Genomic DNA, 22,102 nt, shown 5'->3' on the forward strand with positions numbered 1-22,102 from the left:
ATGACTTCACCCTCGCCCGCCGCCGCCCGCACCCGCCCGGGAGCCCTGCGCCAGTTCCACCAGCCCGCGACGCCGGGGCTGCCGACGCTGGTGATCTTCCCGCACGCCGGGGCCGGCGCGTCGTCGTACCGGGCGCTGTCGGGCCTGCTGTCGCAGCGGTTCACCGTGCTGATCATGCAATACCCCGGTCGTCAGGACCGCATGCGCGAGGCGGCCCCGACGTCACTCGGCGACCTCGCGCAGGAGGCGCTCGACGAGTTCCGCGGCGGCGACCACGCGAGTGGTCCGGTGGCCGCGTTCGGCCACAGCCTGGGCGGCACCGTCGCCTTCGAGTTCGCCCGTCGCGCCGAGGCGGTCGGCATCCCGGTGGCCCGCCTGGTGGCATCCGCGTCGGCCGCGCCCAGCCAGATCGCCGACCTGCCGCGCCAGCCGGAGGACGAGGAGGGCATCCTCGCCAACCTGCAGGCGCTCGAGGGAACCGGCGGCGCCGTCCTGGGCAGCGACGCCGTGCTGAAAATGGCGTTGCCGGTGATGCGCGGCGACTATCGGGCGTTCAACGCCTACTCGTGCGCGCCCGACGTGCGGATCACCGCGCCGATCGTCGTGATCGGCGGCGCCGACGACCCGGCGATCAAGCCGCACCAGCTGCACCACTGGGGCACCCACTCCGACCGGGTGCAGGTGAGCGTCGTCGACGGCAGCCACTTCTACCTCAACGAGAAGCCGGAAACCGTGCTCGATGCCCTCACCTGCGACGTGGCGGGCGCCCGATGAGCGCGGCCGACGACCCGATCGTGATCGTCGGAATGGCCGTCGAGGCCCCCGGCGGGATCGACACCCCGGAGGACTACTTCACCGCCGTCGCGCAGGGCCGGGACCTGATCGAACCCTTCCCGCGCAACCGGGACTGGCCCATCGACCAACTGCTCGCCCTGGACACCCTCGACGGCTGGGGCACGGTTCCCGACGCCGGCGGCTTCCTCGCGGGCGCGACCGACTTCGACCCGCTGTCCTTCGGCCTCAGCCCGCGTGAAGCGGTGGCAATGGACCCGCAACAGCGGGTCACCATGCGCACCGCGGTCCGCGCGATCGAGAACGCCGGGATCAACCCCTTCGGCCTTGCGTCGCCCGATGCCGACGGGGCCGACGCGGAGGTCGGCGTCTACTTCGGCGCCTCCATCAACGAGTACGGCCCGCGCGCGGCGGCGGTCACCGAGTTCAGCGGCCACCGCGTCGTCGGCACCGCCCTCGGCGGCGTCTCCGGCCGCGTGTCCCACCTGCTGGGCCTGGTCGGCCCGTCGATGACCGTCGACACCGCCTGCGCCTCGTCGCTGACCGCACTGCACCTCGCAGCCAACGCGATCCGCCTCGACGAGTGTGAGTGGGCCATCGCGGGCGGCGTCTGCGTCATGGGTTCGCCGGCCGCCTTCTTCGAGTTCGCCAAGAACAACGCCCTCGCCCGCGACGGTCGCTGCCGCGCCTACTCGTCCGGCGCCACCGGCACGGTGTGGGGCGAAGGAGTGGGTGCCGTCGTCCTCGAGCGGGAGAGTCGCGCCCGGGCGCACGGCCACCGCGTCTACGCCAAGCTGCGCGGCACGTCGGTCAACCACAACGGCGGCGGCGCCCCCATCGTCGTGCCCAGTGCCGACGCCCAGCGCCGCCTCGTCGAGCGCACCCTCGAGGTCGCCGGCGTCGACCCCGCCGACGTCGACCTCATCGAGGGCCACGGCACCGCCACCCTCGGCGACCCGATGGAGCTGACCGCGCTCGCGCAGACCTACGGCGCCGCCCGCGGCGACCGGCCCGCCTGGGTGGGCTCGGTGAAGTCGAACCTGGGTCACGCGCAGGCCGCCGCCGGCATCCTCGGCCTGATCAAGGTGCTGCAGTGCGGTCGGAACGGGGTCATCGCGCCGACCCGCTTCGGCGACGAACCCACCGACAAGATCGATTGGGACACCGCCGGCCTGGCCCTGCCGACCGAGGCCGTGCCGTGGGCACCGCGCGGCGGGTCGCGCTTCGGCGCGGTGTCGAGCTTCGGCGTCTCCGGCACCAACGCCCACGCGATCCTCGAAATGCCCGCCGACCACACGACCGAGGTGGCCCATGCCTGAGTTCCCCGCCGACTACCGCACGCCCGACGGGCGCGTCCCGGTCCTGATCTCGGCTGAAACGCCCGAGCTGCTGGCGCAGGAGGCGGGCAACATCGCCGCCTACCTCACCGCCCACCCCGACGTCACCGCCGCCGCGGTGGCCACCCACCTGTTCCGCACCCGGCCGGCGCGGCGGTACCGCGCGGTCGTGTTGTGCGACGCCGACGACGCCCAGGGCCGCGGCGACCTGCTCGAGGGATTGACGGCACTCGCCGACGGGCGCAGCGCGCCGGGCCTGGTCGTCGGCCGGGAACCGGCACGCGCCGGAAAGGTCGCCTACGTGTTCCCCGGTCAGGGCAGCCAGCGCCCCGGGATGGGTGCCATGTTCTACCGCGAGTCGCCGGTGTACCGCGAGACCGTCGACGCCTGCCACGAGGCGTCGCTGCGGCTCTACGACCGCTCGCCCCGCGACTACGTGCTGGGCAAAATCGACGCCGACGATCCGATCCAGGGCGACATCCGCTACATCCAGCCCGGCCTGTTCATGCACATGGTCGCCCTCGCCGCCATGTGGGACGCGGCCGGGGCGTCGGCGGCGATGACCGTCGGCCACAGCCAGGGGGAGATCTCGGCCGCCTACCGTAGCGGCGTGATGGACCTCGACGACTCCCTGACCATCGTGACCGGGCGCGCCGAACTCGTCGAAGAGCTGTCGCCGCGCGGCTACACGATGGCCGTCCTCGGCGTGGACCTCGACACCTGCGAGCAGATCCTGGCCCGCCACTCCGGCTGGGCGCAGCTGTCGGTGGTCAACTCGGCGCACATCCTGTGCATCTCCGGCGAGCGCGGCGCGGTCCTCGACATCATCGAGAAGCTCACCGCCGAAGGCGTCTTCGCCAAGGAGATCCGCGTCGAGTACCCGGCGCACACGAGCATCGTCTCGGAGTACTTCCCGATGTTCCAGCGGACCGTCGGGCCGCGGTTGGGCGCGGAGTTCCTCGCCGGCGGCGAGATCCCCTGCATCGGCGCCGCCCTCGGCACGCCGATGGACTCGTCGATGCCGATGCTCGACTACTGGTTCTGGAACCTCCGCAACCGCGTCCGCTTCGACACCGCGATCACCACCGCGGCGGACGCGGGCGCGACCCACTTCATCGAGATCGCCGAGCACCCCACCCTCGCCCTCGCCATGGCCGAGACCCTGGCCGACCACACCGCGACCGTGCTGCCGACCTCGCGCCGCGAGTCCGACGGGCTCGCGGAGTTCACCACCAACCTGATGACCCTGGCGACCGTCGACACCGGCTTCGCGTGGGACCGGCTGGCCGGTGCCGCCACGGACCCGGTCCCGCCGCTGGAGGGATTCCCCAACACCGTCTGGCGCCGCACCAGCCTGTGGGCCGACCGCGCCGCGGGCACCGACGACCCGGTGAACGCACCCGGCTGGGGCACCCGCCTGGCCCGGCGCGGCATGCGCCGCCTCCGGGTCGCGTGGGAGCCACTCGAGCGGCGCGAGCTGCTCGCACCCCGACGGATCGTCGTGCTCGATCCGAGCGGCGCGCAAGGCGCGCTCGTCGAGGAGATCTGCGCGCTCGCGCCCGGTCACGGCGCCACGGCCGTGCACAGCGACGAGGTCGAGACCGCCGAGATCGACACCGCCGTCGTCCTGGTCGACGGCACGCTGCCCGACATCCTGGCCGGGGGCGCCTGGCACGCCGGTCTGGACGTGCTGCCCGAGCAGCTCGTCGTGGTCACCGTCGGCGGTGAACGGGTGACCGACGCCGACGCCGTGCCCGACGACGTCCACGGCACCGCCATGGCTGCGCTGCGCTGCGCGGCGGTCGAGCACCTCGGCACCCGGATCCGTCACCTCGACCTGGACCCGGCGCAACCGACGGGCCGCGCCGACCAGATCCTCGCCGCGGTCCACATCGGCGGCGAGTCGGACCTCGCGCTGCGCGGCGGCCAGTACTTCGCCAAGCGCCTGCTGCCCGCGCCCGCGGAGCAGTCGGCCCCCGACATCGACCACGTGCTGATCACCGGCGGCACCGGTGCGCTCGGCCGGCAGTTGTGCGCCCACTACGCCGCCGCCGGATCGCGGAAGATCACCCTGCTCAGCCGCTCGGGCGCAGCCGACCCGGTCGTGGCCGATGAACTGGCCGCGCTGCGCGCCCGGCATCCCGCGCAGATCGACGCCCTCGCCGTCGACCTGGCCGACCCCGCCGCGCTGGCCTCGGCGGTCGCTGCGCTGGACGATGTGAGCCTGCTGCTGCACACCGCCAACGTGTATGTCGGCGCGCCCGTCGACGAGATCACCGCCGGCGACCTGACGCGCGCCCGCGCCGCCAAGGTCGACGGCCTGACCGACCTCGTCGCCGCACTACCGACCGCGCCCGGTCGCGTGGTGGCTTTCTCCTCGCTCGCCGCCACCATCGGCGGTCGCAACCAGGCGGTGTACGCGGCGACCAACCGCGCGCTCGAGCTGGCCACCGCCCGCCTGCGCGAGCAGGGCATCGCCGCCGTCGCCATCGGATGGGGCGTCTGGCAGGACTACGGCGCGGTCTACGACGGCGCCGTCGAGCAGGCCGCCGACGCCGGGGCGAAGCCGATGCCGGCCGACGTCGCGATCGACCTCGGGCTGTCCGATCTGAGCGGCGACGCGATCGTCGCCGGCGCCGAATGGGACCGCCTGCGCGCCATGCTCGGCGTCGTCGGCACCGACCGTCTGCTGCAGCACGTGCCCGACGTCGACGACGATCCGCCGAGCGTGCCCACAATCTCGCCGAGCGTGCCCGAAACCTCGTCGAGCGTGCCCGAAGTTCCGTCGAGCGTGCCCGAGGTCTCATCGAGTGAGCCCGACACCGCACCGAGCGCACCCAAGTCTCCACTGATCGGCGACCTCAGCGCCGAACTGGCGGCCGCCATGGGGCTCGGCCGCGCCGACGCCGCCGACCTCGACCCGCACCTGCCGCTGGTCGCCCTCGGCCTGGATTCGCTGCAGGCACTGGATTTCCGCAAGCGCGTGAAGACGTCGCTGAACCAAGACCTGCCGGTCGAGGCGATCCTCGGCGGCGCCACCCTGCAAGAAGTCGTGGAGTTGATGGAGCATGTCTGACGTAGCCGCGCGCAAGCGCGAACTGATGCGCCAGCGCCTGGCCGACAAGGGCCTGGCGGTCACCGCCGAGCCCGCCGTAGCGGCACCCCGCGCCGACGGCGAGACCAGTGCGGTCGCCGTCGCCCAACAGCGACTGTGGTTCGTCTCCTACCGCGACCCGGCCGACACCTCGCTGATCGTCCCGGTCGCGCTGCGTGTCACCGGCGACCTCGACGCGGCCGCGCTGCGCCGCGCCTTCCAGACCGTCGTCGACCGCCACGAGACCCTGCGCGCCGTCTATGAGCAGGGCGCCGACGGCGAACCCCTCATGCGGCACCGTACGACCGTCGAGCTGCCGTGGACGCAGCACGACCTCGGCGACCTCGGCGAGCAGGCCCGGCAGCGGCGCCTGGCCGTCCTCGCACGCCGCGAGTTCGCCACGCCCTTCGACCTCACCGCCGACGTCCCCGTCCGCGTCACCCTCATCCGGACCGGCGCCGACGAGCATGTCCTGCTGCTGGCGGCGCACCACATCAGCGTCGACGACGCGTCGTGGCCCGTCCTGTTCGACGAGGTGGCCGCCGCCTACCGCGGTGCCGACCTGCCGCCGCTGTCCGCGCGCTACGCCGACGTCGCCTCGCCGGCCGACGCCGCGATCGCCGCCGACCTCGACCACTGGCGCGACCACCTGTCGCCGTTGCCCGACCTGCTCACCCTCCCCGGCGCCGAGCCGGTCGGCACCGAGCGCCGCCGCAGCGACCGCGTCCTGCGCGAGATCCCCGCCGATGTCGTCCGCGCTGCCGCCGCACTCGCCGGTGCGCGATCGAGCACCCCGTTCGCCGTGTACCTCGCGGCCACGTGGGCGTACCTGAACCGCATCACCGGCGCGGGCGACTTCCTGCTCGCCGTTCCGGTCACCGCGCGTCCCGCCGGCGCCGACGGCCTGATCGGCTACTTCGGCAACTCGCTGCTGCTGCGCGCCACCGTCGCACCGACCGACACCTTCAGCGACCTGATCGGACGCGCCTCGGGTGAACTCGCCGACGCCATCGCCCATCAGGCCGCACCCGTCGACCAGGTCGTTGCCGCCGTCAACCGTGGCTCCGGCCAGCGCCGCGGCGGTCTCGACGGAGCCGTCTCGGCCAGCCTCACCGCACGCAGCGAGGTGCGCGGCCCCCAGATCGACGGCCTCGCGTGGGAGGCCGTCGACGAATTGGGCGTCGCCGCCGGCCAGCTGCCGCTCGAGTTCGCCGTCGTCGGCGACACCGTCGCCGGACCGGTGAGCCTGGAGCTCGAATACGACACCGCCATGATCGACGAGCCGACCGCACTCGGCCTCGTCGACAGCGCCCTCGCCTTCCTCGCCGCCGTCGTCGAGAACCCCGACGCGGCGATCCGGCGGGCGCCGCTGCTCGGCGACGCCCAGCTGGCGCAGGCACTCGCCGCGGCCAGGGGCCCGGCACAGGAGACCGTCGACACCACACTGACGACGATGATCGAGTCGGCGGCGCACTGGCGCGGCGACCGCACCGCCCTCGTCGACGACGACCGGGAGCTGAGCCACCGCGAACTCAACGCCACCGCCAACCGACTGGCCCGCCACCTCGTCGATACCGGCGTCGACGCCGACGACCTGGTGGGTCTGCGCTGCGGAGCGTCGATCGACTTCGTCATCGCCGCGGTCGCCGTCCTCAAGGCCGGCGGCGCCTATCTGCCGATCGACCCCGACTACCCCGACTCGCGCACCGACCACCTCCTGTCCGACGCCTCCCCGCGCCTGACGCTGGACGCGGCCGGGATCGCCGACGCCATCGCCGCGTCGGCCGGCCTGCCCGACAGCGATCTGACCGACGCCGACCGTCGCAGCCCACTGCGCCCCGGCAACCTCGCCTACGTCATCTACACCTCGGGCTCGACCGGCCTGCCCAAGGGCGTGGCGGTGCCCCACGGTGCGATTGCCGATCACCTGACCGCCTTCGCCGAGCGCGGGGTTGTCACGGCTGACGACCGGCTGGTCCTCACGTCGTCGGTGAGCTTCGACGCGTCGGTGATGGAGCTGTTCCACACGCTGTGCGTCGGGGGGACCGTCGTGCTGCCCAAGCCGAAGGCCCTCGCCGACATCCCGTACCTGGCCGACCTGCTGGTCAGCCGTCGGGTGACCGTCATGCACATGGTGCCGAGCATGCTCACGACGCTGCTCAGCATCCCCGAGGTCAAGCAGTGGACGATGCTGCGCGCGGTGCCGGTCGGAGGGGAGGCGCTCGTCGCCGACGTCGCCAACGCCTTCCTCACCAACTTCAGCGCCGCGCTCAGCAACAACTACGGCCCGACCGAGGCCGTCGTCGCCGCCACGCACCAGCGCGTCGATGCCGCCCAGAACGTTCCAGTCGTGCCGATCGGCACGCCCAACGCCAACGTGCATGCCCACCTGCTCGACGCGGCGTTGTCCCCCGTGCCCACCGGAGTCGTCGGCGAGATCTACCTCGGTGGACCGCAGCTGGCCCGCGGCTACCTCGGCCAGCCCGGACTCACGGCTCAGCGCTTCGTCGCCGACCCGTTTGCCGACGGCCAGCGCCTCTACCGCACCGGCGACCTCGCCCGCCGCCGCGCCGACGGCGCCATCGAGTTCGTCGGCCGCGCCGACGAGCAGGTGAAGGTCCGCGGCTTCCGCATCGAGCTCGGCGAGATCGGTGCCGCCGCGGCGACCCACCCCGACGTCGCGCACGCCATCGCGATCGCCGACGAGACCCCGGCGGGCACCCGACTGCTCGCCTACGCGATCCCGAGCGAGGGCGCGGCGATCGACGCCGAGGCCGTGCGCGACCACCTCGGCGGCATGTTGCCGGCGTACATGGTTCCCGACGCCGTCATCGCCATCGACGAGGTGCCGCAGACCGTCCACGGCAAGCTCGACCGCGACGCCCTGCCGCGCCCGGGCACCGATCGGTCGGCAGGCGGGCGTGCCCCGCAGACGCCGACCGAGCAGCGCGTCGCCGCCGTCTACGGGCAGTTGTTCGGCCGCGACGACATCGCCGCCGACGACTCGTTCTTCGACCTCGGCGGCCACTCGCTGCTCGCCGCGCGCCTGGTCACCGCCCTCACCGCCGAGTTCGGCATCACCATCGACGTGCGCCTACCGTTCGACCACCCGACGGTGGCGGGGTTGGCCGGCGCCATCGTCGCGCAGGTCCGCTCGGAGGTCGGCGTCGATCTCGACGAGGCCGGTGCCGCCGCGCCCGACGTGGACTTCGGCGGGGAGGCCGTCGACTTCGGCGGGCAGGCCGTCGGCAGTGCCCCGGCGACGCCCGTCCGCCCGCCGCTGGTGGCCGGCGACCCGACGGATGCCGCACCGCTGTCGTTCTCCCAGCTGGCCATGTGGTTCGCCGACCGCTTCGGCGGCTCGGGGGCGCACGGCAACATCGTGCTGCCCGCACGGTTGACCGGCCGGGTCGACGCGTCGGCGCTGACCGAGGCGCTCACCGACGTCGTCAACCACCACGACAGCCTGCGCACCACCTTCACCGAACGGGCCGGCGCGCCGGTCGCGGTGGTCGCCGACCAGGCCGATCTCGGCCTGCTGCAGGTCGACGTCTCCGGTGCCGCTGATCCGGCGACCGCCGCCGACACGGCCACCCGGGAGGCGGCGGCACACGTCTTCGACATCGGCGCCGGACCGCTGGTGGCGGCGACCCTGATCACGGTGTCCGACACCGAGCACCGCCTGGTGCTGGTGGTCCACCACATGGTGATCGACCACGCCTCGGTCGACGTCGTCCTGGGCGACCTCGCCACGGCCTATCGCTCGCGACTCGCGGGCGGCGAACCCGTGCTGGACACGCCGACGCTGCGCTACGCCGACTTCGCGCGCTGGCAGCACGACGTCTTCACCGACGGCGGCGCCCACGCCGACTTCGGCCGCGCCGAGATCGAGCACTGGCGCACCCTGCTCGCCGACGTCCCCGACGAGATCCTCGTGGCGCCGGACCGCCCGCGCCCCACGGCGCTGTCGACCGACGGCGTCTTCGGCGACTTCACCGTTCCCGCCGACGTCCGCACCCGGCTGCGCGAGGTCGCCACCGGACTCGGCGTCACCGAGTTCATGGCCCTGGTCGGTGCGCTGACCGTGGCCCTGCACCGCCTCGGCGCGGGCGACGACATCGTCGTCGGCACGCCGTCGGTGGGCCGCACCGATCCCGGCACCGAACGCCTCGTCGGCCTACTCGCCAACATGGTGGCCATCCGCACCGACCTCGCCGGTTCGACCACCGTCGGCGACGCCCTGCAGCGCACCCGCAACGCGGCGCTGGAGACCTTCGCCCATGCGGAGGCCCCGCTGGAACGCATCGTGGAGGCGGTCAACCCGCGTCGCACCCGCGCGCGCAACCCGATCTTCCAGGTGATGCTCCACTTCCGGGAGCGCGACGAGAACGCCGACGGCCGCGACCTCGCCGACGACCTGCGCCTGGCGATGCTGCCGATGGAGATGACCACGTCGTTCCTCGACCTCAACGTCATCCTCGCGGTCACCGCCGACGGCGGCCTCGACGGACGCCTCGTCGCCTGCGCCGACCTCTACGACCAGGCGACCACCGACGCGCTCGCGCAGCTGCTGGTGGCCACCCTCGCCGAGATCGCCGCGTCGCCCGACGCCCCGTTGGCGAGTGCGCCGGCCCTGCCGGACACGCTGACCGCCGACGACCACGGCGAGGACGTCACCCGCCTGGCCGCGCTGCTCGCCGAACGACGCCCCGCCCGCGTCCTGGCCTCCCCGGCGACGCTCACCGCGCTGCCGCACGCGGGCGTCACCGACGTCCCGTCGGTGCACAGCTGGGTCGTGTCCGGCCCGGGGGCGCCGGCCTCCCTCACGGAGACCCTGCGCGCGCTTGCGCCGGAGTCGTTCGTCGTCGACAACCACGCCACCCCGGAAGCACCGACGGCCGTCGGCCTGGCCCTCGACACCCTGGGCGGCCCCGGTCAGACGCCCACCGAGTGCGCGCTCATCGAGATCCTCGAGGGCCTGCTCGGCGTCACCGGCATCGGCCGCGAGGACAACTTCTTCGCCGTCGGCGGCGACAGCGTCATCTCGCTGCAGTGGGCCGCCAAGGCCGCCGAGGCCGGTCTCGTGATGAGCCCGCAGCAGGTCTTCGACTGCTACACCATCGTCGAGCTCGCCGAGTCGGTCGACAACGGCGACGGTCTGGCGCTGCTGGAGAGCGCCATCGCCGAGCAGCAGGCCGCCGAGGAGGCTGCCCAACCCGAGGCCCCCGCGCCGATGTCCGCGTCGGGTCTCGACGACGACCTGCTGGCGTCGGTGAGCGCGGCGTGGAAGGCCCAGCAGTAGTGACCTCGACCGACACGGCGGCGCCGGAGATCGTCGACGTCCTGGCGCTCTCCCCGCTGCAGGAGGGGCTGTTCTCGTTGGCCGAGGTGGCCGGCGACGACGGCCTCGACCTCTACAGCATGCAGTTCGTCACCGAGATCAGCGGGCCGCTGCGTCCCGACGTTCTGCGCGCGAGCCTCGAGACGATGCTCGAACGGCACCCGAACCTGCGCGTCTCGCTGTGGAACACCGGCGTCCCGCACCCGGTGCAGCTCGTGCCGTCGCGGGTGACGCTGCCGTGGCGCGCGGTGACGGTCGACGGCGCCGAGTTCGACCGACTCGCCGTCGAAGAGCGCACGCGGCGCTTCGACCTGCGCCGCGGCCCGCTGCTGCGAGCGGTTCTGGCCGAGCTGCCCGGCGAGCGCTGGCGACTTCTGCTGACCGTGCACCACGTGCTGATGGACGGCTGGGCGCTGGCGCTGTTCTTCGGCGAACTGCTCGCCGTCTACAACGCCGACGGCAGCGCCGCGGACCTGCCGCCGGTCCGGCCGTACCGCAACTACATCGCCTGGCTCGCCGGCCGCGATCGCGCCGAAACCCTGGCCCGCTGGGCCGACGAACTGTCCGGCGTCACGCCGCTGCTGGTGGGCACCGGCGCCACCGTCGACGCCGAACCGGTCAAGACCCGCCACACCCTGCCGGCCGCCGACACCGCACGGCTGGTCGCCTGGGCGCGCGGCAACGGCCTGACCCTCAACACCGCCGTCGAGTTCGCCTGGGCGACGGTCCTCGGCCGCCTCACCGACCGCCGCGACGTCGTCTTCGGGACCACCGTCGCCGGCCGCCCCCAGGGCGTCGAGGGCGTCGACGAGATGATCGGCCTGTTCATCAACACCGTGCCCGCGCGAGTCGATTTCGACGACGGCAACGCGACGGTCCTCGACCACTGCCGCGCCCTGCAACGGGCGTCGGCCCGCCAGCGCGACATCGCCTACCTCGGCCTCGCCGACATTGCCCGCGCCGCCGGGCACTCGCCGCTCTTCGACACGCTCTTCGTCTTCGAGAACGCGCCCATCGGCTCGGCCACCCAGCCGGTCAGCGCCGCCGACGGCGCCCGCTTCCTGCCGCTGGCGATGGAGAGTCTGTCGCACTATCCGCTGGCCGTCGTCGCCTTCCTCGTCGACGGCGAGCTGGTTATCGTCACTGAGTCCCAACTGGAGGCCCTCGGCGCGCTCGTGCCCGACGAGATCGCCCGCCGCCTCCTCGCGGTGTGCCGCGCGCTGCCCGACGCTGCCGACGCGGATCCGGACTCGCTCGACGTCCTGCTGCCCGCCGAGCGGGCCGTCATCGACGAGGCGGCCCGCGCCCGCGGCACGGACGTTCGGCTCGCCGGATCCATCGTCGAAGCGTTCGACGCCGCTGTCGCCGCCGACCCGACGGCCACCGCCCTGGTCGCCGCCGACGGCACCTGGACCTATGAGCGGCTGCGCGGCGACGCCCTGGCGCTCGCCCGCGTGCTGCGCGCTCGGGGAGTCGGTGCGGAGTCGGTGGTCGCCATCGCGCTGCCGCGGTCGGGGCGCTCGATCGTCGGCATCCTCGCCGCCCACTACGCGGGGGCCGCCTACGTGCCGATCGACGTCGCCCTGCCGGACGCGCGGATCGACTACCTCCTGGAGCAGACCGACGCCGCGCTCGTTATCGCCGACGACGCTCACCGGGCGCGGTTCGACGGTCATGCGGTGCTCGTCCCCGGCGAAGCGTCGGCGGAGACTTCGACTGCGTCGCTGGGCGCGCCGACGGCCGACAGCGCCGCGTACGTCATCTTCACCTCCGGCTCGACTGGGGAACCCAAGGGCGTCGTAGGCACGCACGGCGCCGTCGTGAGCTACGCCGCCGACCACCGCGACCGCATGCTGGCACCCGCCCGGGAGCGGCTCGGCCGACCACTGCGCGTCGCACACGCCTGGACGTTCAGCTTCGACGCGTCGTGGCAGCCGCTCGCCGCGCTCCTCGACGGTCACGAGCTCCACCTGTTCGACGAGGAACAGATGCGCGATGCCACCCGGCTCGTCGCCGGCCTGCGGAACGCACAGGTCGACATGATCGACACGACCCCGTCGATGTTCGCGCAACTCGAGGGCGCGGGGCTCGTGGGCGCCGGGAGCGAGGGCCTTCGGGTCTTGGCCCTGGGCGGTGAGGCGATCGGCCCACAGCTGTGGCAGCGGCTCGCCGCGCTGGAATCGACGACGGTCCACAACTGCTACGGGCCCACCGAGACGACCGTCGAAGCCGTCGTCGCGCGCGTCGCCGACAGCCAGACTCCCACCATCGGCCGCGGCACCGATCGCACCGACGTCGCCGTCCTCGACTCCCGACTGCGCCCGGTACCGGTCGGCTCGGTCGGCGAACTGTATCTGGGCGGCGCCCAGGTGACGCGCGGCTACCTCGGCCGACCCGGTCAGACCGCCACCCGCTTCGTCGCCGACCCGCGCCACCCGGGTCGGCGCATGTACCGCACCGGTGACCTGGTGCGCCTGCGCGGCGACGGCAACCTCGACTTCATCGGCCGCGGCGACGACCAGGTCAAGATTCGCGGCTACCGCATCGAACTGGGCGAGGTCGAAGCCGGACTGCGACGGGTGCCGGGCGTCCGCGAGGCAGCGGTTGTCGCGGCCGCGCGCCCGGCCGGTGCCGCGCTGGTCGGCTTCGTCGTCGGGGAGGGGCGCGACGGGACGGGACTCGACGCCGCCGAGGTCCGTCGCCGGCTCGGCCTGCAGGTCCCGGGGCACATGGTGCCGGCGCGAATCGTGGTGCTGCCCGCGCTGCCGACCAACGCCAACGGCAAGACCGATGCGCGTGCCCTGGCCGATTCCGCCGACGCGGCGCTCGCCGATGCGGGCGCCGGCGTCGCGCCCGACACCGACACCGAGCACGCCGTCGCCGCGGCGATCGCCGCCATGGTCGGCGCCGCGCCCGGCGTCACCGACGACCTCTTCGACCACGGTCTCGACAGCATCGTCGCCATGTCCGTGGTCAACTCGCTGCGCGACGCCGGTCACCGGATCAGCGCCCGCGACGTGCTCACCCACAGCACCATCCGCGACCTCGCCGCCGCCGTCGACCGCAACGCCACCATCGCCGTCGCCGTGGCGAACCGGGAGTACGGCCCGGTGGCACCGCTGCCGGTCGTCGAGTGGATGTACGAGTACGGCAACTACCGACGCTTCACCCAGACGGCGATGCTTGCGGTGCCCGCCGACGTCTCCGACGAGACGCTGCGGGCCGTGCTGCAGGCAGTGATCGACGCCCACGACATGCTGCGCGCCACCGTCGTCGACGGAGTGGTCACCACCCGCGAACCCGGTGTCGTCGATGCCGCCGACGTGCTGGACGAGGCAGTCGGCGACAATCTCGCCGCGCTCGTCAATCCGGCCGCCCGCGCCGCCAACGACCGCATCGATCCGGACGCGGGCGCGATGATCGCGGCCACCCGGCTGCGCGCGGGCGAGACGGCCGACCTCGTCCTCATCGCGATCCACCACCTCGCGACCGACGCCGTCAGCTGGCAGGTCCTCTTCGCCGACTTCTTCGAGGCCGGTCTCGCCGTCGGCAACGGCGGCACTCCGGAGATCACCCCCGAACTCACCGACTACCGCCGTTGGTGCGCGCTGCTCGCCGAGCGCGCCCGCACTGACGAGGCGATCGCGCAGTTGCCGTATTGGCGCGACGTCGTCGGCGGCATCGATCCGGCGCTGGGGGAGCGCAAGCCCGATCCGACGTCGGACACGTGGTCGTCGTTGGCGTCGGAGGTCGCACTGACGGAGCAGTCGGTGACCGCGGACATTCTGGCGCGCATCGACCGTCGCACCGGGTTGCGGGAGTTCCTGCTCGCCGCGCTCACCGTCACGCTGACTACCTGGCGCGCCCGGCGCGGCGACGACCCGACCGGCGGCGCGTACATCGCGTTGGAGGGGCACGGCCGCGAGGACCACGTCGTATCCGGGCCCGATGCGGTCGTCGACACCGCGCGCACCCTCGGCTGGTTCACCACCGTGTTCCCGGTCCGCCTCGGCGCCGGCGCGGGCTGGGTCGATCTCGACCGGCTGCGCGCCGACCCGTCGCTCGCGGCAACCCTGATCGGTCAGGTGGCCGACGGGGTCGCACAGATCCCCAACCTCGGCCTCGACTTCGGCCTGCTGAAGTACACCGCCGGGGATGAGGTGCTGCGCGCCGCCCCCGAGCCGCAGGTGGAGTTCAACTACCTCGGCCGCTTCGATCTGGGCGTGCCCGGCGGAGGTCTGGGCGGTGACGGTTCGTGGGCCCCGGTGACCGATCTGGCGCTCAACGAGAACCTGCCGATCGACCCGGAGCCGGACTTGCCGCTGCGCTACACCCTCGACGTCGTGTCGGTGGTCCGCGCAACCGCCGACGGTCCGCAGTTGGTCACCAACTGGCGCTACGGCAACGAGCTGCTCGATGCCGCACAGGCGCGCGAGCTCGCCGACCTGTGGCTCGAGGTCGTCGAGACCCTTTCCGCCGAGTGGGCACCCTAACAACGCCGAGTGGGCACCCCAACAACGCCGAGTGGGCGGTCTAACGACGCCGAGTGGGCGGTCCGACGACGTCGAGTGGGCGGTCCGACGACGTCGAGTGGGCGCTCAGACCGGTGTGCCGACGACGAAGCTCCCGACCAAGCACTCGTCGAGCTCGTCGCGACCGGTCGCCGCGGCGAACGCGGCCGTATCGCCGTACCCCTGCGCGACGCCGCCGAGGCCCATCGCGGTCGCGATCAGGTACAGCGAGTGGGTGAGGATCCCGACGTGTTTGAGGATCACCGCGTACGACATCTGCTCGTAGGTCCACATCATGCGGCCGACGCGGGCGGCGATCACGAACAGCACCGGCGGCTGCTTGCCGTCGGCGAGGGTGAGCGCGGCCGGCGCCAGCAGGCGGGCGACGGCCGGGTCGTCGAGATCGGCGACGGGTTCGAGCGTGTGGGCGGTGGAGTCGTAGTGGTACATCCCGGGTGCGATGCCATCGGCGACGCGGACGATCGGATAGATCTCCAACTCGTACAGCGACCCGCCCGAGGCATACGGCTTCGACGGGAGTTCTTCGGGGACCGGACGGTCGCCGTTGGTCGTCCGCACCGAGCGGGTGCGGGCGGCGCGGTAGAGCAGCTCGGCGATCGCCGCGAGCGACGGCGGCCGGGCATCGTCGAATTCGCGCACCGAACGGCGGTCCTCGAGCGCGGCGGTGAGCGTCGCGTCGGACGTGCGCAGTGCGTCGAGATCGGGGGTCGGCAGCTCGATCGGGGTGCCCGGATACGGCTCGGGTCGGGCGGGCAGCGGCTCGAATGTGCCGTCGGCCCACCGGGTGGGACCGATGTGCGTCCAACTCGTCGTGCGGTCGCCGACGGTACTGCGCCGGTGGAACCACAGCTCGTGCGGGCTCCACGCGGCGGTACTGAAGGACTCGGCCTCGTCGTCGGCGACGGCGTGCCCGGTCCAGACGAGGTCGGCCCAGAAACGGTCGAGCCCGGGGGAGTCGTCGCCGAGCCCGAGGAGCGCGGCGACCAGCGCCGGGTCGCCGATCTCGACGTCGCACCAGGCGCGCGGCGACTCCAGCACGGCCTTGCCGTCGCCGCGGCGCAGCACCGCGAACTTCGAGAGGCGGGCACCGGAGCTCTCGCCCGCGGGCGGTCGGGGGCCGGGGGCCGCGCGGAACGGGTGCAGCTCGTAGCCGTCGTCGACGCCGAGGGTGACCGCGGCCGCGCCGAGCAGTCGGGCGAGAACGTCGGCGACCTCCGGCGGCGGGTCGGCGGTGAACCGGATCGGTCCGGAGTTGAGTGCTTTGAGCGCGGCCATGGGTGCGGGCGCGAGCGCCTCGAGACGAGTCTTCGCCGGCAGGATCACGGCCGTGTCCGGGCCTGCGAGCAGGCATTTCACGTCCGGGGCCAGGGTGTAGGTAGTACTCGTCGCCACGAGTACTTAGCTTAACCTAACCAATCAGTTCGACGATGGTCGCGTTGGCCATGCCGCCGGCCTCGCACATGGTCTGCAGGCCGTAGCGGATGCCCCGGTCGCGCATGTGGTGGACCAGTCGGGTCATCAAGACCGCGCCCGAACCGCCGAGCGGGTGGCCGACGGAGATCGCGCCGCCCAGCGGGTTGAGGACGTCGTCGGACGCCCCGATCTCCGCCTGCCACGCCATCGGGACGGGCGCGAACGCCTCGTTCACCTCGAAGGCGCCGATGTCGCCCACCTTCAGCCCGGAGCGCTGGAGCGCCTTCTCGGTCGCGGGGATGGGCCCGGTCAGCATGATGACCGGGTCGTCGGCGGCCAGCACCGCGGTGTGGATGCGCGCCATCGGCGTCCAGCCGTTGGCCTTGGCGGTCTCGCTGGAGGTGATGAGCAGGCCGCCCGCGCCGTCGGAGATCTGCGACGAGTTGCCGGCGGTGATGACCCCGTCCTCGTCGAACGCGGTCTTGAGTCCGGCGAGCTTCTCGGCGGTGGTGCCGCGGCGCAGGCCCTCGTCGACGGCGAGCTCGTCGAGCTCGACCAACTGGCCGTCGAAGGCGCCCGAGTCGATGGCCGCCGCGGTCCGCTCGTGCGAGCGCGCGGAGTACTCGTCGACCGCCTGCCGCGACATCGCCCATTTGCGCGCGACCATCTCCGCGCCGATGCCCTGGTTGAACCCGGTGATGCCGTAGCGGTCGAGCACCGACGGCGGGTACGGCTCGCCGTCGCCGCGCGCCGACCCCATCGGCACGCGCGACATCGACTCGACGCCGCCGGCGATCGCCACGTCGTACTGGCCGCTGATGACGCCCGCCGCCGCGAAGTGGATCGCCTGCTGCGCCGAGCCGCACCGACGGTCGACGACGGTGGCCGGCACCGACTCGGGCCAGCCCGCCGCGAGCACGCCGACGCGGCCGATGCTGCCGGCCTGGTCGCCGACCTGGCTGACGCAGCCCCACACGACGTCGTCGACGATCACCGGGTCGAAGCCGTTGCGCTCGGCGAGCGAGCCCAGCACCTTCGCCGTGAGGTCGCCGGGGTGCATGCCCGCGAGTGAACCGTTCCGCTTGCCGATCGGGGTGCGAACCGCGTCGACGATGACCGCATCTCTCATGCGGGTCATTGTGTCAGTCGGGGCTCAGGCCGGGGGGGGGGGTTCTTGAAGTAGACGAGTTGGGTGGTGGTCGCCAGCAGCACGTCGTCGCCCCAGAGCTGTCCGTACTGGTCGAAGTGGCCGCCGGCGAAGCGGGCGCCGCGGGCCGTCGCGAGCACGGGCTTCGAGCCCTGCGCGGCGAGCTCGTCGGGGGTGGCGTGGAAGTAGGTCGTCAGACTGATCGTCCCGGCCGGCATGAAGGTGCCGTGCCGCAGGAACACGCGCGGAAAGAAGGCGTCGGCCATGGCGGTCAGCGCCGGATAGTCCAGCGGCCGCTGCGGCAGGTCGCGCAGCCACAGCGTCGACGTGGAGTCGTCGCTCTTGGCGTCGAGCCCGCCGACGACGAACCGCTTGTCATAGTTGCGGGCCCAGGCGACGAAGTCGGGGAAGTCGACGGCGGGCACCGACTCCGGCGGCGGGGCGCTCGGCCGCACGGCCTCGGTGTCGGACCAGGTGTCGCGGTTCACGCCGAACACCGCGCTGCCGGTGGAAACCGTCTGCCCCTCCTGCTCGATGGTGAAGGTCCAGTGCTGATTGGTCCGGTTGGTCTTGACGATCGTCGTCCGCAGATCCCACGTGCCGTTCGCGACGGGAGCCGCGTAGTTGATCGTCAGCGCCAACGGCTCGCCGAGGGCGTCGGGGTGCGACCGCAGGGCACCGACGACGGTGGCCGCGGTGATCCCGCCGAAGGGGCCGACCATGTTGTCGTAGGCCGGGTGGGTGGTGGCGCGGAAGCCGCTGCCGTCGTCGAGCGCGGTGACGGCGATCGCTTCGTCGAAGACGTGGGTCATGGATTCGACGATAGGCGGGGGCCGGAAGGGCCCGCCCGGTGGGACATTCGACCCGGCCTGGACCTGGGCCACTGGTTCGGTCAGTCGCCGATGAGCCCTTCGACGTAGAACCAGTTGTTATTCTCCCGCACGAACGTCGCCCGCTCGTGCAGGATGCCGACCCCGCCGTCGGGGTCGAGGTAGGTCGCCCGGAACTCGACGATCCCGGTGTTGTCGTCGGGCCCGCCCGCCTCGGTGTCGACGATCTGCAGTCCGCGCCACGTCGGGTTGTCGGACAGGTCGAGGGCTTCTGGTCGCGTGGACGGGTGCCAGGTCTTCAGCAGCCACTGCGCGTCGCCGTCACGGAACGCTTCGAACCGGGAGCGCATCAGCTCCTCGGCGGTCGTGGGCTGCATGCAGTCACGATATCGCCGCTTGCGCCGAGGTTTGAGACCACATGGCGGCACAAAACCTCGGCACTCTCGTCAGTTAAGGCTTGACCAGTTGGGACACGCGTCCGCGCGAGACTCCGAGGATCGCGGCGGAGTCGGTCACGGAGTATCCCGCGGCGCGCAGGCGGCGAGCCACCTCGCGAGACTTCGCCGCCGCGTCGATTGTTGCGGTGGACGCTTGCTCGGTGGCGGCTCGGGCCTCTTTGACCGCGTTGCCGAGGTCGCCGATCTCGGGCACCACCTCGATCTCCCAGGTGCTGTGGTCGGCGCTGGGGTCGATTGTGTCGAGGTAGTCGCGGACCTGCGCCGCGGCTCGGTCAAGGGTGGCGACCTGAGTGGCGGCCTCCCCGTCGATCCACAGTTCCCAGCCTCGGTCCCAGCGGCGCGCGGTGGCGGTGACCTTCATTGCGCCTCCTTCTGTGCTTCGTCGATGGCCTTGAGCGCTTTCCGGACTAAACCCGGCGAGACCTCCCGCGATTGGGTGATCACCACGTGGAGTGATCCGCGGGTCCATACCTCGTGGTCGCCCTTTCCCTGCCTCGCGACGAATCCCGCCTTACGGAGCCTGGCGGCGAGTTCTCGACGCTTCATAGGCTTAACCATGGGGTTTACCCCACCTAAACTCTAGGTGTATAGGCCCCCTAAAACCAAGGGGTGTTTCAGTTACGTGCATACCCCTTAGACGCAGCAACGGGCAGATTGGCCCCCCGGCCGCACGAGTCGAGCCGTGGGTGTCCGCTACGGAGTCAGCCCAGGACCCTTGATCAGCGGGAGGTCGAGGGTGGTGCGGATGCCCTTGGGCCCCGCGACGACGGCGGGGATGGCGTTCACGATGCGGCCGGCACCGGCGACGATCGCCGCGTGGTTGTGGTCGCCCTTGTCGCTGGACGGGATGATCTCGACCTCGTACGACGGCTCGCCGGTGATCTCGACGCGGTAGCAGCCGCCGCCCTTCGACGGTCGCTTCCAGTCGGGGCGCAGGTCGTCGCGCAGGCGGGTGATGTGCTCGATGACGATGGCGGGCTTGCCGTCGACCATGCCGCTGATCTCGAAGCGAACCGCGGCGCGGGTGCCCTTCTCGATGGTGCCGGCCGCGATGTCGAAGGTCTCCGGCGCTGGTTCGCTCTCGTGGTGCTCGCGGACCTCGTCGATGGTGACGCCGAAGCCGTCGGCGAGGATCTGCATCGTCGTGCCCCACGCCATGCCGAGGATGCCCGGCAGGAAGAGCATCGGGGTCTCCTCGAGGGGTTTGCCGAAGCCCATGACGTCGAACATGACGGTGCTGCCGTCGTAGGTGGCGTAGTCGGCGAGCTCGAGGCAGCGGACCTGCGTCACGCGCTGGCAGGTGCCGGCGAAGGCGAACGGGATGAGGTCGTTGGCGAAGCCCGGGTCGACGCCGCTGATGAAGAGGGAGACGTCGTTCTCGTCGCAGGCGGCGTTGATCTTGGTGATCGTCTTCTCCGGCATGACGTTCCACGGGTACTGCAGGCCGCCGGGTGCCGAGCCGACGACGTTGATGCCCGCAGACAGCAGCGCGAGGATGTCGTTGAACGACTCGATCGGGCGGGTGTCGCCCATGGCGCAGTAGCAGACGCAGTCGGGTTTGGCGGCGATCAGCTCGTCGAGGGATCCGACGGCCGTGATGCCGGTGGCGACGTCGAGCCCGGCGAGCTCGCCGGCGTCCTTGCCGACCTTCTCCGCCGTCGACGTGGACAGCGCGACGAGTTCGAAGCGCGGATCCTCGATCAGTTGGGTGAGGGCGAGGCGACCGACGTTGCCGGTTGCGACGTGTGCGACACGGATGGCCATGAATTTTCTCCTCCGGCGGCGAATGGGCAGGTCCAGGCGTTTCCGCAGGTAGATGTACATGCGTCTGGACTACTGTCCAATTCAGTAGACCACAGATCGGTAGAACGTGTTCTCATTTTGGGTTTCGCGAGGTAGCGTGCTGCCCATGGGACGCGTAGACGGCAAAGTCGCACTGATCACCGGAGGCGCTCGGGGCATGGGCGCCGAGCACGCTAGGGCGCTGGTCGCCGAGGGCGGGAAGGTCGTCATCGGCGACATCCTCGACGACGAGGGGCAGGCCCTCGCGAAGGAGATCGGGCCGTCGGCCCGGTACGTCCACCTCGACGTCACCAGCGAGGACGACTGGGATGCGGCGATTAAGACCGCCGTCGACGAATTCGGCAAGCTCAACGTCCTGGTGAACAACGCCGGCATCGTCAACGGTGCGCCGATCGAGAAGTTCAAGATCGACAAATGGCGCCAGATCATCGACGTCAACCTCACCGGCACGTTCATCGGCATGGTCAAGTCCGTCGACCCGATGAAGGAGGCCGGCGGCGGCTCGATCATCAACGTGTCGTCGGTCGAGGGCCTGCAGGGCAGCCCGTGGGCGCACGGTTACGTCGCGTCGAAGTGGGGCGTGCGCGGCATCGCGAAGTCGGCAGCGCTCGAGCTCGCGCCGCACGGCATCCGGGTCAACTCGATCCACCCCGGCCTGATCCGCACGCCCATGACCGAGAACATCCCCGACGGCATGATCAAGATCCCGATGGGCCGCGCCGCCGCGCCGGCCGAGGTCGCGACGTTCATCGTGTTCCTGGCCAGCGACGAGTCGTCGTACGCGACCGGCACCGAGTTCGTCATGGACGGCGGGCTCACCGCGGGTGAGGCTCCGTAGCGAAATCCGGCATCCTGCACTGCCTGGTTTGTTAGCTTGATTTCCCAACAGTCCACTGTGTGAGGAGAGATCGATGCTCAAGTCGAAGACCGTGGTCGGCGCGATGATGGCACTCGTGGCCGCCACCGGCGTCGCAATGTCGGTTCCCGCTGAGGCCGACGCGGCGTTTGTGCGCGACACCGGCGCGCGGGTGTTCATCGGGTTCACCCACGCGGAGACCGTGCAGCTTGCCAACAGTGGCGTTCCGGGGATCTTCAACCACCCGGCGGTCCGTCCTTACTACTACGTGTCGGCGGACAAGGACTCAAAATTCGAGCGCCTCTACATTCCGGGGAAGGGGCGTGTCATCCGTGCCGATGTGCGGATGCTGCTCCGCGAGGCCGCCAGCCACCGGAACGGTCGTTCGTGGATCTCGTTCAACCGTCGCTCGCCGCGCCTGCTCACCATCTGGACGCGCTGGTAGCTGATTCGTTGTTCTCGCCCGACCGTCGCCGTGGTCGGCGCATACTCCGGAGAA

Annotated in this window: 14 protein-coding genes; 7 read left to right on the forward strand and 7 right to left on the reverse strand. The window is 71.8% G+C overall.

Going from position 1 to position 22,102, the window contains the following annotated elements:
• The 5 genes from QM728_RS00615 to QM728_RS00635 are packed head-to-tail and all read left to right on the forward strand — an operon-like array spanning window position 1 to window position 15,057.
• Complete coding sequence (locus QM728_RS00615) at window positions 1–774, forward strand: thioesterase II family protein (protein ID WP_415030120.1); 774 nt, start codon at window positions 1–3, stop codon at window positions 772–774.
• On the forward strand, window positions 771–2,111 hold the full coding sequence (locus QM728_RS00620) for a polyketide synthase (protein WP_415030121.1): 1,341 nt from the start codon (window positions 771–773) through the stop codon (window positions 2,109–2,111). Before QM728_RS00615 ends, QM728_RS00620 begins: the two co-directional genes overlap by 4 nt.
• Entirely contained in the window at window positions 2,104–5,205 is a 3,102-nt protein-coding gene (locus QM728_RS00625; RefSeq protein WP_415030122.1) for an SDR family NAD(P)-dependent oxidoreductase, read from the forward strand. Before QM728_RS00620 ends, QM728_RS00625 begins: the two co-directional genes overlap by 8 nt.
• The gene (locus QM728_RS00630; RefSeq protein ID WP_415030123.1) at window positions 5,198–10,525 is read left to right on the forward strand and encodes an amino acid adenylation domain-containing protein; all 5,328 of its coding nucleotides are present in this window, start codon (window positions 5,198–5,200) and stop codon (window positions 10,523–10,525) included. Before QM728_RS00625 ends, QM728_RS00630 begins: the two co-directional genes overlap by 8 nt.
• Window positions 10,525–15,057: an amino acid adenylation domain-containing protein gene (locus QM728_RS00635; protein ID WP_415030124.1), complete on the forward strand. Its 4,533-nt coding sequence runs from the start codon at window positions 10,525–10,527 to the stop codon at window positions 15,055–15,057. Before QM728_RS00630 ends, QM728_RS00635 begins: the two co-directional genes overlap by 1 nt.
• Window positions 15,058–15,162: 105 nt before the next feature.
• On the opposite strand, the gene QM728_RS00640 is transcribed toward QM728_RS00635, so the two are convergent.
• From QM728_RS00640 to QM728_RS00670, 7 genes are all read right to left on the reverse strand, one after another.
• Window positions 15,163–16,488 (reverse strand): SagB family peptide dehydrogenase, encoded by a 1,326-nt coding sequence (locus tag QM728_RS00640; protein WP_415030125.1) that lies wholly within the window; start codon window positions 16,486–16,488, stop codon window positions 15,163–15,165.
• 16 nt (window positions 16,489–16,504) lie between these two features.
• On the reverse strand, window positions 16,505–17,638 hold the full coding sequence (locus QM728_RS00645; RefSeq protein ID WP_415030126.1) for a thiolase family protein: 1,134 nt from the start codon (window positions 17,636–17,638) through the stop codon (window positions 16,505–16,507).
• A 5-nt stretch (window positions 17,639–17,643) separates the two neighbouring features.
• Entirely contained in the window at window positions 17,644–18,468 is an 825-nt protein-coding gene (locus QM728_RS00650; protein WP_415030127.1) for an acyl-CoA thioesterase, read from the reverse strand.
• Between the two features lie 80 nt (window positions 18,469–18,548).
• A complete protein-coding gene (locus QM728_RS00655; protein ID WP_415030128.1) occupies window positions 18,549–18,863 on the reverse strand; it encodes a YchJ family protein in 315 nt (104 codons plus the stop codon).
• Between the two features lie 73 nt (window positions 18,864–18,936).
• On the reverse strand, window positions 18,937–19,305 hold the full coding sequence (locus tag QM728_RS00660) for an antitoxin HicB (RefSeq protein ID WP_415030129.1): 369 nt from the start codon (window positions 19,303–19,305) through the stop codon (window positions 18,937–18,939).
• The gene (locus QM728_RS00665) at window positions 19,302–19,502 is read right to left on the reverse strand and encodes a type II toxin-antitoxin system HicA family toxin (protein WP_415030130.1); all 201 of its coding nucleotides are present in this window, start codon (window positions 19,500–19,502) and stop codon (window positions 19,302–19,304) included. Before QM728_RS00665 ends, QM728_RS00660 begins: the two co-directional genes overlap by 4 nt.
• 135 nt (window positions 19,503–19,637) lie before the next feature.
• On the reverse strand, window positions 19,638–20,708 hold the full coding sequence (locus tag QM728_RS00670; RefSeq protein WP_415030131.1) for a diacylglycerol kinase: 1,071 nt from the start codon (window positions 20,706–20,708) through the stop codon (window positions 19,638–19,640).
• Between the two features lie 145 nt (window positions 20,709–20,853).
• On the opposite strand from QM728_RS00670, the gene QM728_RS00675 reads away from it, so the two are divergent.
• Window positions 20,854–21,585, forward strand: a complete 732-nt coding sequence (locus QM728_RS00675) for a glucose 1-dehydrogenase (RefSeq protein WP_415030132.1) — start codon at window positions 20,854–20,856, stop codon at window positions 21,583–21,585.
• Between the two features lie 73 nt (window positions 21,586–21,658).
• A complete protein-coding gene (locus tag QM728_RS00680) occupies window positions 21,659–22,048 on the forward strand; it encodes a hypothetical protein (protein WP_415030133.1) in 390 nt (129 codons plus the stop codon).
• The last annotated feature ends 54 nt before the right edge of the window (window positions 22,049–22,102 follow it).

The organism is Gordonia sp. (in: high G+C Gram-positive bacteria), from assembly GCF_047602025.1.
Lineage (GTDB): Bacteria > Actinomycetota > Actinomycetes > Mycobacteriales > Mycobacteriaceae > Gordonia.